General features: G+C 62.3%; 16 protein-coding genes. 7 read left to right on the plus strand and 9 right to left on the minus strand.

Annotation, left to right across the window (positions count from 1 at the left end):
* Window positions 1-4: 4 nt before the first annotated feature.
* Window positions 5-1096 carry an NAD(P)/FAD-dependent oxidoreductase gene (locus NKH16_RS03555; protein ID WP_352745763.1) on the minus strand — a complete coding sequence of 364 codons (1092 nt, stop codon included), beginning with the start codon at window positions 1094-1096 and terminating at the stop codon, window positions 5-7.
* A gap of 96 nt (window positions 1097-1192) precedes the next feature.
* On the opposite strand from NKH16_RS03555, the gene NKH16_RS03560 reads away from it, so the two are divergent.
* Window positions 1193-2440 (plus strand): cytochrome P450, encoded by a 1248-nt coding sequence (locus NKH16_RS03560; protein ID WP_352745766.1) that lies wholly within the window; start codon window positions 1193-1195, stop codon window positions 2438-2440.
* A gap of 161 nt (window positions 2441-2601) precedes the next feature.
* On the opposite strand, the gene NKH16_RS03565 is transcribed toward NKH16_RS03560, so the two are convergent.
* Entirely contained in the window at window positions 2602-3516 is a 915-nt protein-coding gene (locus tag NKH16_RS03565) for a LysR family transcriptional regulator (RefSeq protein WP_352745769.1), read from the minus strand.
* Between the two features lie 109 nt (window positions 3517-3625).
* Here NKH16_RS03565 and NKH16_RS03570 point away from each other — a divergent pair, with 109 nt between their 5' ends.
* Entirely contained in the window at window positions 3626-5083 is a 1458-nt protein-coding gene (locus tag NKH16_RS03570; RefSeq protein ID WP_352745772.1) for an LVIVD repeat-containing protein, read from the plus strand.
* Window positions 5084-5241: 158 nt separating this feature from the next.
* Here the strand turns inward: NKH16_RS03570 and NKH16_RS03575 are convergent, their stop codons facing one another.
* The 5 genes from NKH16_RS03575 to NKH16_RS03595 form a co-directional block, all read right to left on the minus strand.
* The gene (locus tag NKH16_RS03575) at window positions 5242-5592 is read right to left on the minus strand and encodes a cupin domain-containing protein (RefSeq protein ID WP_352646533.1); all 351 of its coding nucleotides are present in this window, start codon (window positions 5590-5592) and stop codon (window positions 5242-5244) included.
* Between the two features lie 5 nt (window positions 5593-5597).
* Window positions 5598-6878, minus strand: coding sequence for an O-acetylhomoserine aminocarboxypropyltransferase (locus NKH16_RS03580; RefSeq protein WP_352745774.1), 1281 nt, complete (start codon window positions 6876-6878; stop codon window positions 5598-5600).
* A 180-nt stretch (window positions 6879-7058) separates the two neighbouring features.
* The gene (locus NKH16_RS03585) at window positions 7059-7580 is read right to left on the minus strand and encodes a CoA-binding protein (RefSeq protein WP_352542616.1); all 522 of its coding nucleotides are present in this window, start codon (window positions 7578-7580) and stop codon (window positions 7059-7061) included.
* Window positions 7581-7656: 76 nt separating this feature from the next.
* Entirely contained in the window at window positions 7657-8079 is a 423-nt protein-coding gene (locus NKH16_RS03590; protein WP_352702557.1) for a VOC family protein, read from the minus strand.
* A 9-nt stretch (window positions 8080-8088) separates the two neighbouring features.
* Window positions 8089-8910 carry an enoyl-CoA hydratase gene (locus NKH16_RS03595; protein WP_352745776.1) on the minus strand — a complete coding sequence of 274 codons (822 nt, stop codon included), beginning with the start codon at window positions 8908-8910 and terminating at the stop codon, window positions 8089-8091.
* A 158-nt stretch (window positions 8911-9068) separates the two neighbouring features.
* Between NKH16_RS03595 and NKH16_RS03600 the strand changes: the two genes are divergently transcribed.
* The 3 genes from NKH16_RS03600 (at window position 9069) to rpsI (ending at window position 10696) form a co-directional block, all read left to right on the plus strand.
* Window positions 9069-9533, plus strand: a complete 465-nt coding sequence (locus tag NKH16_RS03600) for a PaaI family thioesterase (RefSeq protein ID WP_352745889.1) — start codon at window positions 9069-9071, stop codon at window positions 9531-9533.
* Between the two features lie 214 nt (window positions 9534-9747).
* Complete coding sequence (gene rplM, locus NKH16_RS03605) at window positions 9748-10212, plus strand: 50S ribosomal protein L13 (protein WP_023674645.1); 465 nt, start codon at window positions 9748-9750, stop codon at window positions 10210-10212.
* Window position 10213: 1 nt separating this feature from the next.
* Window positions 10214-10696: a 30S ribosomal protein S9 gene (gene rpsI, locus NKH16_RS03610; protein WP_023674644.1), complete on the plus strand. Its 483-nt coding sequence runs from the start codon at window positions 10214-10216 to the stop codon at window positions 10694-10696.
* A gap of 113 nt (window positions 10697-10809) precedes the next feature.
* Here rpsI and NKH16_RS03615 read toward each other — a convergent pair whose 3' ends face one another.
* Window positions 10810-11712, minus strand: coding sequence for a LysR family transcriptional regulator (locus NKH16_RS03615; protein ID WP_352681584.1), 903 nt, complete (start codon window positions 11710-11712; stop codon window positions 10810-10812).
* Window positions 11713-11806: 94 nt separating this feature from the next.
* Between NKH16_RS03615 and NKH16_RS03620 the strand changes: the two genes are divergently transcribed.
* Window positions 11807-12685 carry an aldo/keto reductase family oxidoreductase gene (locus tag NKH16_RS03620; RefSeq protein WP_352745891.1) on the plus strand — a complete coding sequence of 293 codons (879 nt, stop codon included), beginning with the start codon at window positions 11807-11809 and terminating at the stop codon, window positions 12683-12685.
* Window positions 12686-13039: 354 nt separating this feature from the next.
* On the opposite strand, the gene NKH16_RS03625 is transcribed toward NKH16_RS03620, so the two are convergent.
* Window positions 13040-14098 (minus strand): glycerophosphodiester phosphodiesterase family protein, encoded by a 1059-nt coding sequence (locus tag NKH16_RS03625; RefSeq protein ID WP_352745892.1) that lies wholly within the window; start codon window positions 14096-14098, stop codon window positions 13040-13042.
* A 305-nt stretch (window positions 14099-14403) separates the two neighbouring features.
* Between NKH16_RS03625 and speB the strand changes: the two genes are divergently transcribed.
* Window positions 14404-15411 (plus strand): agmatinase, encoded by a 1008-nt coding sequence (speB, locus tag NKH16_RS03630; protein WP_352449331.1) that lies wholly within the window; start codon window positions 14404-14406, stop codon window positions 15409-15411.
* Window positions 15412-15428: the final 17 nt, after the last annotated feature.

A 15428-nucleotide genomic window follows, 5' to 3' on the forward strand; every position in this document is an offset into this window, starting at 1 on the left:
GCGCTCAGGCGCCCTCCGCCCTGAGCCATATCTTCAGGCCGTCGACATCGCCATTGCCGACGCAGGCCGCAACACGCCGGCCGACCGCCGCGCCGAACTTGTAGCCGTGGCCGGAGCAGGCCGAGACGACCAGGCATCTGCCTTTCCGGTGGGCCAGAAATTTCTCGTCGGCGGTGAAGGTGTAGGCGCAGGTGACCTTGTATTCCTCGATACGAGCGATCGGCGGCGAAAACAGGTTGCGGATCGCCTCAACCTCGCCCGGCACCGGCTGGCGGTTCCAGTCGGCATCGCTGGTCGGCACCCTGTGCAGGCCCGAGCCGAATTTCATGCCGGCGCCGCCGGAGGGCGGGATCACGTAGCCGTCGACGCTGCCGCCAATGTTGAGGACGACCGGTGCTGCCTGCCAGACCGCTTTCAGGTCCGCCGGCGGTTCGACATAGGCGAGCGCGGTGCGCCAGGTTTTCAGCTCGCCATCCAGCTCCGGGAACAGTTTTAGCACCCAGGCGCCGGCAGCGACGACGATCCGGTCGGCCTGCATCGTTTCGCCGCCCGCCAGCACGACATGCCCGGCCTCGGCGTCGATCTCGACCACCTTGCTGTTTTCGTAGACATTGGCGCCGTTCGCGCGCAGCCACCTGGCGAGGCCGGCAGCGATCTTGCGGCAGTGCAGCGCGCCGCCGTCCGGCGAAAAATACGCATAGCGGAATGAACCAGGTTCTAGGAACGGCCAGCGTTCGACCGCGGCATCCGGCTCGAACAATTCGAACGGGTAGTTCCCGGCTTCCATGCCTTCGCGGTATTCCTCGGCCTCATCGCCCGGCTGGCGCGAAATGCAGATGAAGCCGCGCGGATCGAGATGGCTTTCACCGAGATCGGCCCACATCTCATCCCAGGCTTCATACGCTTCGGTGATCAGCCGGCCATAGCCCGTTCCGGCCCGGTAGGCGCGGCGGATGATGCGATGATGGTCGCCGGAGGCGGCGAGCGGATTGGGGATTGGTCCCTGCTCGACGATCGAGACGAGGTGACCGGCCTTGGCCAGCGACCACGCCGTCGAAAGCCCGGCAATGCCCGCACCGACCACGATCACATTCATGAAACCGTCCTTCCGCAACCGCTTCGGCGGCTCACCTCACGGGAGGGCCAACATACGGTCTGGCACCAGACTGGCAAGCCGCGCTAATGATCTGGCATGACCGAATTGAAGCCGCCCTATCTTGCCTTTGATCCAGCCTCCCGCCGCCTGCGGCTCGATCCGCACGAACCGGCTTTTTTCCAGAACCCTTACGAAGCCTATGCCTTCCTGCATGGCGCATTGAACGCCTTCTTCTGGGAGGAGTTTGGTTTCTGGTGCTTTGGCGGCTTCGACGACGTCAACCGGCTGCTGCGCGATCGCCGCTTCGGCCGGCAGAACCCGGCCGGCATTCCGGACAGCCGAGGCATCGGTCAGGACCGCACGCACCTCAGCGCGTTCGACGGCATCGAGGCCAATTCGATGCTGGAGCTGGAGCCGCCTGTCCACACACGGCTCAGAACGCTGGTCAACCGCGCCTTCGTCTCGCGCCAGGTCGAGCGGCTCAGGCCACGTGTCGAGGCGCTGGCCAACGAACTGATCGACCGTTTCGAACCAGGAGGAGTCGACCTGCTGCCGGCATTCGCAGCTCCCTTGCCGATCACCATCATTGCGGAGATGCTCGGCGTGCCGGTCGACATGGGGCCGCAGCTGCTCGACTGGTCGCATCGGATGGTCGCCATGTACATGCATGGCCGCACCCGCGAGACGGAGGACACGGCCAATCGCGCCGCGCGCGACTTTTCCGATTTTCTGCGCGGCTACGTCGCCGAGCGGCGAAAGAGGCCGGGCGAGGATCTTCTGTCGCTGCTGATTGCGGCACAGGAGGACGGCCAGAAACTGTCGGAGGACGAGCTGGTATCCTCGGCCATCCTTTTGCTCAATGCCGGCCATGAAGCAACTGTCCACCAGACCGGCAATGCGGTGCGCTCGATCCTTGCGCAAGGCGGCGACGCGCGCCGCTTCTTCGCCTCACCGGAAGCAACAGCCGCGACGGTCGAAGAGTGCCTGCGCTTCGACGCGCCGCTGCACATGTTCACGCGCTACGCCTATCAGGAGGTCGAGGCCGGGCCGGGGATCATCGTCCAGCCGGGCGAGACGATCGGGCTGTTGCTCGGCATGGCCAATCGCGACCCTACTGCGTTTGCCGAGCCCCTCGCCTTCAGGCCGGACCGTGCCGACCAGAAGAACGTATCGTTCGGCGCCGGCATCCATTTCTGCATCGGCGCGCCGCTCGCCCGGCTCGAACTGCAGGTGTCGCTGAAAACCTTGTTCGAACGCCTGCCGCGGCTCCAAATGGCCGAACAGCCGCGCTTCCGTGACACGTATCATTTCCACGGGCTGGAAACGCTTGCCATCAGAATCTGAGGACGGCTTCCGACGACAGGCTTCGAAAGCCGGCTCCGGCGAATTCCGGTCAAATAGGTAACATCTCAAGGTCGCGAGTGCCAAATAATCGCCGATCGAACGATGAAGCTACCGGAAGCAAGACCTCACACTAACAATCCCGGATGCCTACAGAAATTCGGTCATGAAGCTTGAAGAGAGACGGGATTTGAATCTTTTTGCGTCGTCTCGCGGACGATGTCGAGGAAGGCCTTCAGCACCGGCGAGGGTTGTTCATGCCGGTAGATGATTGAAGTGTCGATGGACAAGGTTCGTCCCTGGATGGGGCGATAAACGACGCCGTGCCGGCGCAAATTTTGCAGACAAGCGGGCAGCAACGAGACGCCCAGCCCGACGGATACAAGTCCGATGATTGTCTGCTTGGGCGTTGCTTCTCGAACGATCCTCGGGCTGAACCCGGATGAACGGCACAGCCCGACGATCTCGTCATAGAGGGATGGATTGATGCTGCGCGGGAACTGAATCAACGCTTCGGAGGCCAGGTCGGCCAGCGCGACCTCTGCTTCCGAGGCCAGCCGATGCGTTTCCGGCAAGGCCACGATCAGGGGTTCGACCAGTATGCTTTCGACCCTCAATGCCTCGTGAACGACGGGAGGATGGACAAAACCGATATCGAGCTGGCGTTCGGCCACTGCCCTGACTTGATTGGGAATGCGCAGGTCGGTCAGGCTCAACTCGACCTCGGGATAGCGCTTGGTGAAGCGTTGGACGACAGAAGGCACCACACTGTAGATAGCCGCGTCGATGAATCCGACAGCAAGATGGCCGGTTTCGCCACGATCGGCTTTGCGAGCAAGCTCCACCGCCTGCTCTGTCTGGTGAAGCACGGCCCTAACCTCATCAAGGAACACACGCCCCGCCGCAGTCAGTTCGACCTTGCGCTTGGTGCGCTCCAGCAAGCGCACACCCATCGCCTGTTCCAGTTGCTGGATCTGCTTTGTCAGGGGCGGCTGTGAGATATGCAAGCGCGCTGCCGCGCGCCCGAAATGCAGCTCTTCGGCGACGGCCATGAAGGACTGCATCAGCTTGTGGTTCATCTTCAGCCTTTAATTTCCCAAATAGAATTACCCATGGCTCAAACGATATTGGACGGAAAGTATCGGAATCTGCAAAATCCGGAAAGCTGCAAAATCCGGGAGACGCGCTTTGAAAAATTCCGAGATTTCACGCCGCCAGATGCTGAAAGTGCCGCTCATCGGCGCGACGATCGCCGCGACATCTCAATCCGGTCTTGTCTGCGAGGCCCTTGCCCAACCCGTTCCAGCTTCGTCGCCAGCGCCCCCTGGCGCTTTCGCCCACAATGTCGAAGCAGTGGGTTATACCGATCTCGATCATCGCCCAGCCTTCAAAATGGCGATCAGGCAGGTTGGCGAACGTTGGTATCTCTACACTGGGCACTTCTGGCACTCCGGCTGGAGCATCGTGGACGTGACCGACCCGGCCAAGCCCGAGACGGTCAAGTTCGTGCCCTATCTCGGCACGAATACTTGGACTCTACAAATAGATTTGTCCGGCGACACGATGGTGACCGCCCTCGAAAAGCCCTTTGCTAATTTCGGCGGTGACCCCGACGCACCGTTCGGCGAAGGCGTTCTGATCTGGGATATCGCGGATCCCATCAATCTGAAACAACTCAGTCACTACCGCACCGGCGGAAACGGCACGCATCGCAACCTCTATCCCGGTGGACGTTATGTCCACCTTGCCGCCGGCATGCCGGGTTACAGGGGCAACATCTACGTCATCCTCGATATTTCGGATCGCTCGAATCCGCGCGAAGCCGGACGCTGGTGGGTGCCGGGCCAGCACGAGGCCGGCGGCGAGAGCTTTGCGGCTGCGAAGCCCGCCGCCGACCAGGAGACCGCCGATCGCTACCGGTTGCGACTGAAGCCGCAATGCATGTGCGGCGCCTTCTGCGCCAGCACGGGCGAGGATGTCTCGCTGCACGGCCCGCCTTATGTCACTGGCGATCTTGTCTATTTGCCTTATGGTGCGGCGGGAATCGTTGTGCTCGATATTAGCGACGTCTCCCAGCCGAGGCAGGTCGGCGGCCTGAGCTTCAGCCCTCCGTTTCATTCGCGCTTCGGTGTGCATAGCGTGCTGCCGATTCCAGAGCGCGGCATTGCCTTCGCCAATTCGGAGAACGTCACCTATGGACTTGGTCCGATGCATCACGCTTCGATCGTCGATATTTCCGATTCCAGTGAACCCTTTCTGCTGTCGCTGTTGCCCGAACCAGTGCCACCCGAAGGCGCTCCCTATTCGGATTTCACAACTCGTGGCGGCTGGCGCGGACCGCACAACATCAACCACCACCAGCATCATCCCGATGTCCAGAAACAAGGCGATCTGTTCTATATCGCGCACTTCAACGCTGGGCTCAGGGTCTATGACGTCTCAAATACTCGGCTTCCGCGCGAGGTCGGCTACTTCATCCCGCCGGAGCCAGTCCGACGCTACGGCCCTATGCCGGAAGACAAGCTGGTTGTTCAGACCGAGGACGTGGTCGTGGACCGGCGCGGCTTCATTTACATAACTGACAAGAACCTGGGGCTCTGGATTCTCCGCTACACCGGCCCGCGGCCGGAAACGGATCGAACGTGACGGTCACATTCACCCTGAATGAAGCCTTAGTCGGAGCGCGGAAGCGGAGGCAGTCATGATTCGCTGGGAAAGTTTCATGGCACCGCGACATGATGAGCCGATACGGATTTTCCGACACGGACATCGATGGCTTTTGTAAAGTCCGGCGCCATGCGAGATCAAAGCTTGATTACATACTCCTTGCGCGTCGTTTCAAGCACTTCCCAGCTTCCTCTAAAGCCCGGCCTCAGCACGAAACTGTCGCCTGCCCTGACGGTGCGCGCATCGCCGCCGTCTTCGGCGATCACCGAAACCCCTGACAGGATGTGGCAGAACTCCCACTCATCATATTCGATGCGCCATTTGCCGGGCGTTGCTTCCCAGACGCCGGCATAGAGGCCGCCGTCCTGTTCCTCGACATTCCAGGTGCGGAATTTCGGATCGCCCGAAATCAGGCGATCCGGCGCTGGTGCGCCAAGTTCCGGTTCGACGGTGTCGACGCCGACGGACAGAAATTTCGGCGTGGTCATGGCGATCAAACCTTGGCGAGAGCCTGTTCCAGATCGGCGACGATGTCGTTGACGTCCTCGATGCCGACCGAAAGCCTGACCGTGTCCGGCCCTGCCCCCGCGTTGATCTTCTGCTCGTCGGAAAGCTGGCGATGCGTGGTCGATGCCGGGTGGATGACCAGCGACTTGGTGTCGCCGACATTGGCCAGATGCGAGAACAGTTCGAGCGCCTCGACGAACTTGATGCCCGCCGCATAGCCGCCCTTCAGCCCGAATGTGAACACCGCGCCGGCGCCAAGCGGCGAGTATTTCTTCTGCAACGCGTTGTTCTTGTCGCCGGGCAGGCCGGGATAGGAAACCCAGGCGACCTTGGGATGGTTGGAGAGCCATCCGGCGACCGCCGCCGCATTGTCGCAGTGGCGCTGCATCCTGAGCGGCAAGGTTTCCAGACCGGTCAGGATCAGGAAAGCGTTGAACGGCGAAATCGCCGCGCCGATATCGCGCAGGCCGAGCACTCGGGCGGCAATGGCGAAAGCGAAATTGCCGAAGGTTTCGTGCAGGACGAGGCCGCCATATTCGGGGCGCGGTTCCGACAGCATCGGATATTTGCCCGACTTCGACCAGTCGAAGGTGCCGCCGTCGACAATGGCGCCGCCGATGGAATTGCCGTGGCCGCCGATGAACTTGGTCAGTGAATGCACGACGATGTCGGCGCCATGCTCGATCGGCCGCAGCAGGTAGGGGGAGGCCAGCGTGTTATCGACGATCAGCGGCAGGCCGTGCTTGCGGGCGATGTCGCCGATCTTCTCGATATCGACGAAGACGCCGCCAGGGTTAGCCAGGCTCTCGATGAAGATCGCCTTGGTCCTGTCGTCGATCTGACTCTCGAAGGTCGAGATATCGTTGGTGTCGGCCCAGCGCACCTGCCAGCCGAAATTCTTGAAGGCGTGGCCGAACTGGTTGATCGAGCCGCCGTAAAGCTTTGTCGCGGAAACGAAATTGTCGCCGGGCTGCATCAGGTTGTGGAAGACCAGCACCTGCGCGGCATGGCCGGAGGCGACGGCAAGGCCTGCCGTGCCGCCTTCGAGTGCCGCGATGCGCTCTTCCAGCACCGCCTGCGTCGGGTTCATGATGCGGGTGTAGATGTTGCCGAACGCCTTCAGCCCGAACAGTGAGGCGGCATGGTCGGCATCGTCGAAGACGAAGGAGGTGGTCTGGTAGATCGGCGTCGCGCGTGCGCCGGTCGCCGGATCCGGCTTGGCGCCGGCATGGACGGCGAGCGTATTGAAACCGGGCATGCGGGCCATCGAAAAACCTCCCTCAATGGTGAATGGTGAATGGTGAATGGTGAATGGTGAATGGTGAATGGTGAATGGTGAATGGTGAATGGCAAAGTCGGCCAGCCCCACCCTGATTGCAAGCGGCTCATATGCCGCCTTGCCCGCCTTCCAGAAAAATCCTTCTATTCACCATTCACCATTCATTACCTACTTCTGGCGAACGCCGAAACTCTGGAACCCCGGCCGCATCAGCGGCTTCTTCGACGACAGCACGCCTGAATTGACGCCGGTCCAGCCGATCTCGCCGGACAGCTTGCCATATTCGATCTTGGGGCAACGGTTCATCACCACCTTGATGCCGGCGGCTTCGGCGCGTGCGGCCGCCTCGTCATGGCGTATGCCAAGCTGCATCCAGATGACCTTCGGCAGCGGATCGAGCCGCAACACCTCGTCGACAATGCCCGGCACGGCAGCGGAAGCGCGAAACACGTCGACCATATCGACAGGTTCCGGAACGTCGGCGAGCCTGGCATAGGTCATCTGGCCCAGAATCGCCTTGCCGGCCTGGCCGGGATTGATCGGGAACACCGAAAACCCCTTGCCGAGCAGATATTTCAGCACGAAATAGCTCGGCCGCACATCGTTGGCCGACGCGCCGACCATGGCGATGGTCTTCACGGAATTGAGAATGCCGGCGATATAGGCGTTGTCGTAGGCGTCGTGGTTCATGCCTCGTCATACAGCGCTTCGGAGTGAGGTGCCAACAGCCGAGCAAGTGGCTTGCAATGGGCCAGGGAGAACGTCGTCAGCCCGGCAGCGAAATCGATCCGTCTTCCGCGATCGGAAAAGCGGGATTGTGCGCGACTTCCCAGACATGCCCGTCCGCATCGGCGAAATAGCCGTACCAGCCGCCCCAGAAGGCGCGCCCGGCCGGCTTGACGATCTTGCCGCCGGCCTTCTCAGCCGCCGCAAGCACTTCGTCGACCTCGGCGTCAGAGCGGGTGTTGTAGGCAAGGTAGACGGCCGAAGGTGCCTTGCTGAAGGTCACGCCCGAATCCTCTTCGGCGCTTTGCCGCGGGAACAGGCCGAGAATGGCGCCGCCCATCTGGAAGAAGGCAACGCCCTCGGTGATCCCGGCATGGCGCTTCAGGCCCATCGCCTCATAGAAGCGCACCGCGCGGTCGAGATCGTCGGTAGCTATGGTGATGATGGAGATGCGCGGTTCCATATCCGCCTCCTATTCCTCCGGCCATTCCGGCTTGCGCTTGCCGATGAAGGCACCGATGCCCTCTTCCGCATCGCGCGCCAGCATGTTCTCGACCATGACGCGCCCGGTGTAATCATAGGCCTCGGCCAGCCCCATTTCTGCCTGTTCGTAGAAGGCTTCCTTGCCGATCTTGACGACCAGGGAGGATTTGGACGCAATGGTTTGCGCGTATTTGGTGACAATCTGATTCAGATATTCGCGCGGCACGACGCGGTTGACCAAGCCGAATTCCTTGGCGGTTGCCGCATCGATCGTCTCGCCGGTCAAAAGCATCTCCATGGCGTGCTTGCGCGAGACGTTGCGCGACAGCGCCACCATCGGCGTCGAGCAGAACAGTCCGATATTGACGCCAGGCGTGCAGAAGGTCGCCTCGTGCGAGGCGATGGCGAGATCGCAGCTGGCGACCAGCTGCAATCCGGCCGCCGTCGCCAGGCCGTCGACTTCGGCGATCACCGGCTTAGGATGGCGAACGATCGCCTGCATCAGTGAAGCGCAGGCGGAAAACGTCTTTTCGAAAAAGGCCCTGCCGCGATCGGCATCGGCGCGGTGCGCGCTCAACTCCTTGAGGTCGTGTCCGGCGCAGAACACTTTGCCGGCCGCCCCAAGGACGATGACGCGGACGGATTTGTCGGCCTTGGCGCGGTCGAGTTCCGTCATCAGCGCCGCCATCACTGCAAGCGAAAGAGCGTTGGCCGGCGGATTGGCGAGCGTCAGACGGAGCACGCCCTTGTCCAGCCTGGAGACGACGGGCCCTTCGGCAACGGCAGGTTTGATGGCAACGATTTCGGCCATGGGGTCCTTCCTCCGCGATTCCGGATCGATGATGGACTAATCTAGTATGCCGTCTCGCTTCGTCCAACTCCCTCGTCCGCTTCTGCCATAATGAATGAGCTGTTGCCAGAAACGCCACGTCGCGTTCATACATGCAGGGCGCAAACCGGGAGACTGAAATGCCCGCCCACAGCAATCTCAAGCCGGTGCTGACGGCTGCTGAAATCAACGCGCTGATGGCGACCATTTTCCCGCAGCTCAACGACCAGTTCACCTTCTACGAGGCGTTGGAGGTGTTTCCAGGCGGCTGTGTCGTGCGGCTCAACGCCGACGAGCGCCATTTGCGTCCCGGCGGCACCGTGTCGGGTTCAGCGCTGTTCACGCTGGCCGACATAGGCGGCTATGTCTGCGTGCTCTCGCATGCCGGACCGGATGCACTTTCGGTCACCACCAGTCTCAACATCAATTTCGTCCGCAAGGCCGAGGCCGGGCCGATCGACGGCCATTGCCGCATCCTCAAGCTCGGCAAGAGCCTGATGGTGTTCGATATCGACATCGTCGCCAGCCCGGAGGGACACACGGTAGCGCACGCAACGGGCACCTATTCGATCCCGCCAAAGCGGGTTGATGGTGTGGTAAAATAATACCTTTCATCCAAGGCGTTGTTTTTGCTGGATTTTGATAGCTCGCCGACATTTCACGCGCCTTGACGCAGTCGCCGTCCTCTCCTATAAGCCCTCACGGAACAGCGGCCCGCAAAGGCCGCCGTTTTGTTATTGGCCGCGGGCGAGCGCCTTTCGCCAATCCAAGCAACAAGAAACGCCTTCTTTTGAAGGTCCGAACCGAAAGCAACAATCCATGGCAACCTTTTCGCAGAAGCCTGCGGATGTGGTGAAGAAGTGGGTGCTGATCGACGCCGAGGGTCTCGTCGTCGGCCGTCTCGCCACTGTCATCGCCAATCATCTTCGCGGCAAACACAAGCCCACCTTCACCCCGCACGTCGACGACGGCGACAACGTCATCGTCATAAATGCCGACAAGGTGGTGTTCACCGGCAAGAAGTTCACCGACAAGGTCTATTACTGGCACACCGGCCACCCCGGCGGCGTCAAGGAGCGCACCGCGCGCCAGCTGCTCGAGGGTCGTTTCCCCGAACGTGTCGTCGAGAAGGCCGTCGAACGCATGATCCCGCGTGGCCCGCTCGGCCGTCGCCAGATGAAGAACCTCCGCGTCTATGCAGGCACGGAACATCCGCATGTCGCCCAGCAGCCCGTCGTCCTCGACGTGGCCAAGCTGAACGCCAAGAACAAGAAGGTTTCGTAAGATGGCTGAGCTTTCCTCGCTCGCAGAACTCGGAGCTGCCACCGGCAATACCAACACCCAGCCGGCCGCACCCGTCCACGTCCAGAAACTCGATAAGTCGGGCCGCGCCTATGCCACCGGCAAGCGCAAGAACGCCATCGCCCGTGTCTGGGTGAAGCCCGGCTCCGGCAAGATCGTCGTCAACGACAAGGTGTTCGCCGAATATTTCGCGCGCCCGGTCCTGCAGATGATCCTCAACCAGCCGATCATCGCCGCCAACCGCGCCGGCCAGTATGACATCGTCGCCACCGTCATCGGCGGCGGCCTCTCCGGCCAGGCCGGTGCCGTGCGCCACGGCATCTCCAAGGCGCTGACCTATTACGAGCCGGCGCTGCGCGCCGTGCTCAAGAAGGGCGGCTTCCTGACCCGCGACAGCCGCGTCGTCGAGCGCAAGAAGTACGGCAAGGCGAAGGCCCGCCGGAGCTTCCAGTTCTCCAAGCGCTAAGCGCTGCGCAATTACACGTTTTCGAAAGGCCGCCTCCGGGCGGCCTTTTCTTTTCATACAGGGGCATCACCCCCCACCCGCGCCTGCGGCGCGGTTCATGCCTGGCGCAAAGCTCAGGTCCGGCTGTCCTTGATGAAGTCAATGAACGCCCGCAACGGCGCCGGCACGAGGCGCCGGCCGGGATAGTAAAGGAACGGCCCGGAGAAGCTCTGCCACCAGGGTTCAAGCAGCGGTTCGAGCGCCCCGCTCTCGAAGTGAGGGCGTAGCCAATCCTCGAACAGGCTGATGATGCCGGTGCCGGCGATGGCTGCATCGACTTTGAGGTCAGTCGCCCCGCCCAGGGTCACGACAAGCGGCCCCGTCGGGTCGACCCGCACCACCTCGCCGTCGCGCTCGAATTCCCACGGCGGCATCGCACGGCTGGCAAAGCGGCCGCGCAGGCAGGCGTGGCCGAGCAGGTCGCGCGGGTGTTGCGGCCGGCCATGACGATCCAGGTAGGCCGGGCTGGCGGCGGTGGCGAAGCGCTGCACGCGCGGTCCGATCGGCACAGCGATCATGTCCTGCTCCAGCCGCTCCTCATAGCGAATGCCGGCGTCGCACCCCGCCGCCAGCACATCGACGAAGCTCTCCTCCGAGATCACCTCCAACCGGATGCCCGGATAGGCGGCGAGAAAAGGCGGAACGATGCTGGGCAGTACCAGCCGCGCCGCGCTGACCGGCACATTGAGGCGCAACGTACCTGCCGGCCTGTCGCGAAAGCCGTTCACTACGTCGAGGGCCGACTCCACCTCGGTCAAGGCAGGACCGAGCCGCGCCAGCAGGCCTTCGCCGGCTTCCGTCAGGACAACGCTGCGGGTCGTCCGGTTGAGCAGCCTGACACCGAGCTGCGTCTCCAGGCGCCGCACCGCCTCGCTCAAGCCGGACGCACTGCCGCCGCTGGCGCGTGCCGCATCCCGAAAACCTCTGGCGCGCGCTACGGCCACGAAGGCGTTCAGGTCCCCGAGATCAATCTGCATTGTTCGTCATTCCGCACAGCCCGTGCGAATTGTACCCAATTATCATGAGATCGGACAGGGTCTATCTGTGCACCGTTCCTGAAGGAGAAAGACCATGTCCAGCGTCGACCAGTCCGGCACATTCATCCTCGGCGACCGCAAGGTGAGACGGCTCGGCTACGGCGCCATGCAGCTCGCAGGGCCAGGCGTCTTCGGCCCACTAAAGGACCACGACGCGGCATTGGCCGTACTGCGCGAAGCCGTTGCACAAGGCGTCAACCACATCGACACCAGCGACTTCTATGGCCCGCACGTGACCAACCTGTTGATTCGCGAAGCGCTCGCACCCTATCCCGACGACCTCGTTATTGTCACCAAGATCGGTGCCCGACGCGGCACGGATGGCTCATGGCTGCCGGCCTTCTCGGCAGAAGAGCTGACACAGGCGGTGCACGACAATCTGCACAATCTCGGACTCGACGTGCTGGAGGTGGTCAACCTTCGGGTCATGTTCGACGCGCATGGCCCTGCCGAAGGGTCGATCGAGGCGCCGCTTGCGACGCTTGCCGAGCTCCAGCGACGGGGCCTCATGCGCCACATCGGGCTGAGCAACGTCACCGCTGCACAGATCGCCGAAGGCCGCAGGATGTGCAGGATCGTCTGCGTGCAGAACCAGTACAATCTGGCGCATCGGGGCGACGATGCCTCGATCGACGATCTGGCCCGCGACGGCACCGCCTATGTGCCGTTCTTCCCACTTGGCGGCTTCAACCCGTTGCAGTCGTCGACCTTGTCCAAGGTCGCCGCACGCCTCGGCGCCACGCCCATGCAGGTCGCGCTCACTTGGCTGCTTCGCCGCGGACCCAACATTCTTCTGATCCCCGGCACGTCTTCCGTCGCGCATCTGCGGGAGAACCTCGCCGCTGCCGACCTCGAATTGTCGGACGATGTCATCAAGGAGCTGGATGGTGTGGCAATGGCGGCCTGCGGGTAGATTACCGAAGGCAGTGATGAGCCAATCTCCCCCAAGTGGGTTCCCTTGCGGGGGAGATTGCCGGCAGGACAGCGAAGGCGCGCGACCTCACAGGCGGGACAACCGAGACGCTGAAGGATCGTCGCATTTTTCTGCCACTACGCCACATTTTGTTCTTGCTTTGTGCCGGCAGCTATGCTACTAATCTCCGTATGGTGCTAATTGGCTCCAACGACCCGCCCACAGAGGCGGGTTTTCTGTTTCTGGGTTCCTTCGAAAGTTGGCGCTGCCGGCCTGGGGTCGGCGGGACAGCGCCCTTCTGCCCTGCCGGGCATCGTCCCCACAAGAGGGAGATCCAGTTCTCGCCGCGCCGGTCTAGTTGATGCTGGCCGTGTTGGCCGGCTCGGCCGGGCGCTTCTCACCGGCATAGGGCACGCGAAAACCGTTCGCCGCCAGCCAACTGATGGCGGCCTTCGGTTCGTCGGTCTGGATGATGGTGGCGCCGCGCTCGACCCAGAAGCCATAAGTCTCGCGCGGCAGGCTGGCCGCAACCGCCAACTCGTCGCCGCGACCGCCGGCGAGGAAGCCTCCCGGCTTGTTGACGATGGCATAGGTGTCGGCCCAGATGTGCCAGTCGCCCCTCACCGCCAGCGCGCGCATGCGCGGGCTGAACAGCGGGCCGCCGGTCTCGGTCAGTGTCTCTGATCCCATGCGCCAGTTGATCATCTCGACCGCGCGCATCGGGAAGGCCCGGCCCACTTTCTCGGCAAACATGGCGTCGCGAACCGCGTCATCGGCGATAATCGGCATGAACTGGAAGCCGCTGCCGATCGCGTCCATGGCGGCCTTGACACTGGCAATCCGCTCCGCATTCCACAGGTTCTCCTTGACGATCACCTGTTCGGCCATGCCGAGGTCGCGCGCAACCGCGACCATGCCGACGAGGCTTTCGGTGTCGAGCTTGTTGTCGAGATTGATGAGGATCCTGTCCCTGGTCGTCATCAACATCTCGCGCAACGTCGAGACCGTCTCGCCCGTAACGGCGCCGGTGCCTTCGATCACCAAACGGCACGTCTTGAGTTCGGCCATCGTGCGGTTGACCACCTCACCCTTGCAATTCGTCGTGCGGTCGAGCCAACTGTCATGCATGACGACGAACTGTCCGTCCTTCGAGCGCCTTATATCGACCTCGACGATTTCGGCGCCCATTGCGATCGACGCCTCGGCGGCGGCGATCGAATTTTCGGGATAGAGCGTCTTGCCGGATTGCATGCCGCCGGCGCGGTGCGCGGCCACTATCACATGGTCGCGCCATTGGTTGGCGTGCTCGAAGCGGTCGAGAATCTGCCTGGCGCGCGTTTCGCCTGCCGATGCCTGGCCAAGGGAGAGCGCCAGCGCCGCGGAAAGTAGAAGGCTCAGCCAAATCGTTCGCATGAGACAGGTCATTCGCACGAGAATCGCTCCGTACCGGGATCGCACCCCGGTTAAGCGATGCCCGTGACAGGCAGGTGAACGAAGCCGGCTTGCAAAATGCCGGAAAATCAGGTCAGCGCCGGCCGAAGCAGTCTTCGGCGGCTACTTTCGGTTGCTTGCCAGGCAATCTCCTGGCGAGCCATGCCGGGTTCGCCTGGCGAGCAAGGATTTGTGACCGGATCGAATGGCCATGATCCTCCGCAGGGGTCGCAATTCTGAGAATTATGTCCAATAAGGTTGCGCGTCGACGCACAGGAGATCGCTTCATGCCGCCAAGGACCATCGATCATGCCTTCACCACCCGCTCCAGGACGGGTGCGTCGTTCGAGCCGACCTATGCCGGCGCCCTGTCGTTCATGCGGCGCAAATATTCGAAGGACGTGAAGGACGCCGATGCGGTGGTGTGGGGCATTCCCTTTGACGCTGCGGTCACCAATCGGCCGGGCGCCCGTTTCGGACCGCAGGCAATCCGCCGCGCCTCGGCCATCCTCGACAACGATCCGCAATATCCGTTTTCGCGCGACCTGTTCGAACAGCTTGCCGTGGTCGATTATGGCGACTGCCTGCTCGACAGCGGCAATCACCAGAAGACGCCTGCCACGATCGAACGCGAAGCGGCGAAGATCCTGAAATCCGGCGCCTTTCTGCTGTCACTCGGTGGCGATCACTTCGTCACCTGGCCGTTGCTCAAGGCGCATGCCGCCATCCATGGCCCGCTGGCTCTGGTGCAGTTCGACGCACACCAGGACACCTGGCCCGACGACGGCAAGCGCATCGATCACGGCTCCTTCGTCGGCCGTGCAGTCAAGGAGGGCATCATCGACCCCGACCGGTCGATCCAGATCGGCATCCGCACCCACGCGCCCGACACGTTCGGCATCAAGATCCTGTATGGCCATGAAGTGGAGGAAATGCGTGCGTCGGACATCGCCTATGCCATCGTCGACCGTACGGGCGGCAAGAAGACCTACGTCACTTTCGACATCGATTGCCTGGACCCGGCTTTTGCGCCCGGCACCGGAACGCCGGTCGCGGGAGGCCCGTCTTCGGCAAAGATCCTGTCGGTGCTGCGCCAGATCAATCAGCTCGATATCGTCGGCGCCGACGTCGTCGAGGTTGCGCCAGCCTATGATCACGCCGATATAACGGCAATTGCCGGGTCGATGGTGGCCATGCACTATCTCGGGCTGTTGGCGGAACGAAAGGCCCGACTCGAAGAAATGAACCAGGGCAATCATGGCGTTGCCGGATTGAACCAGGCAAGCGGCATATAGCTTTGAGATAACAGGAA

The sequence above is a fragment of the Mesorhizobium sp. M1307 genome (assembly GCF_040318155.1).
GTDB lineage: Bacteria > Pseudomonadota > Alphaproteobacteria > Rhizobiales > Rhizobiaceae > Mesorhizobium.

What these genes read in the sequence shown, in the direction of transcription:
- NKH16_RS03625 (WP_352745892.1), bottom strand. Translation starts at nt 14,098, where the DNA reads ATGCGAACGATTTGGCTGAGCCTTCTACTTTCCGCGGCGCTGGCGCTC.
- NKH16_RS03585 (WP_352542616.1), bottom strand. Translation starts at nt 7,580, where the DNA reads ATGAACCACGACGCCTACGACAACGCCTATATCGCCGGCATTCTCAAT.
- speB (WP_352449331.1), top strand. Translation starts at nt 14,404, where the DNA reads ATGCCGCCAAGGACCATCGATCATGCCTTCACCACCCGCTCCAGGACG.
- NKH16_RS03600 (WP_352745889.1), top strand. Translation starts at nt 9,069, where the DNA reads ATGCCCGCCCACAGCAATCTCAAGCCGGTGCTGACGGCTGCTGAAATC.
- NKH16_RS03555 (WP_352745763.1), bottom strand. Translation starts at nt 1,096, where the DNA reads ATGAATGTGATCGTGGTCGGTGCGGGCATTGCCGGGCTTTCGACGGCG.
- NKH16_RS03565 (WP_352745769.1), bottom strand. Translation starts at nt 3,516, where the DNA reads ATGAACCACAAGCTGATGCAGTCCTTCATGGCCGTCGCCGAAGAGCTG.
- NKH16_RS03620 (WP_352745891.1), top strand. Translation starts at nt 11,807, where the DNA reads ATGTCCAGCGTCGACCAGTCCGGCACATTCATCCTCGGCGACCGCAAG.
- NKH16_RS03615 (WP_352681584.1), bottom strand. Translation starts at nt 11,712, where the DNA reads ATGCAGATTGATCTCGGGGACCTGAACGCCTTCGTGGCCGTAGCGCGC.
- NKH16_RS03560 (WP_352745766.1), top strand. Translation starts at nt 1,193, where the DNA reads ATGACCGAATTGAAGCCGCCCTATCTTGCCTTTGATCCAGCCTCCCGC.
- NKH16_RS03580 (WP_352745774.1), bottom strand. Translation starts at nt 6,878, where the DNA reads ATGGCCCGCATGCCCGGTTTCAATACGCTCGCCGTCCATGCCGGCGCC.
- rpsI (WP_023674644.1), top strand. Translation starts at nt 10,214, where the DNA reads ATGGCTGAGCTTTCCTCGCTCGCAGAACTCGGAGCTGCCACCGGCAAT.
- rplM (WP_023674645.1), top strand. Translation starts at nt 9,748, where the DNA reads ATGGCAACCTTTTCGCAGAAGCCTGCGGATGTGGTGAAGAAGTGGGTG.
- NKH16_RS03575 (WP_352646533.1), bottom strand. Translation starts at nt 5,592, where the DNA reads ATGACCACGCCGAAATTTCTGTCCGTCGGCGTCGACACCGTCGAACCG.
- NKH16_RS03590 (WP_352702557.1), bottom strand. Translation starts at nt 8,079, where the DNA reads ATGGAACCGCGCATCTCCATCATCACCATAGCTACCGACGATCTCGAC.
- NKH16_RS03595 (WP_352745776.1), bottom strand. Translation starts at nt 8,910, where the DNA reads ATGGCCGAAATCGTTGCCATCAAACCTGCCGTTGCCGAAGGGCCCGTC.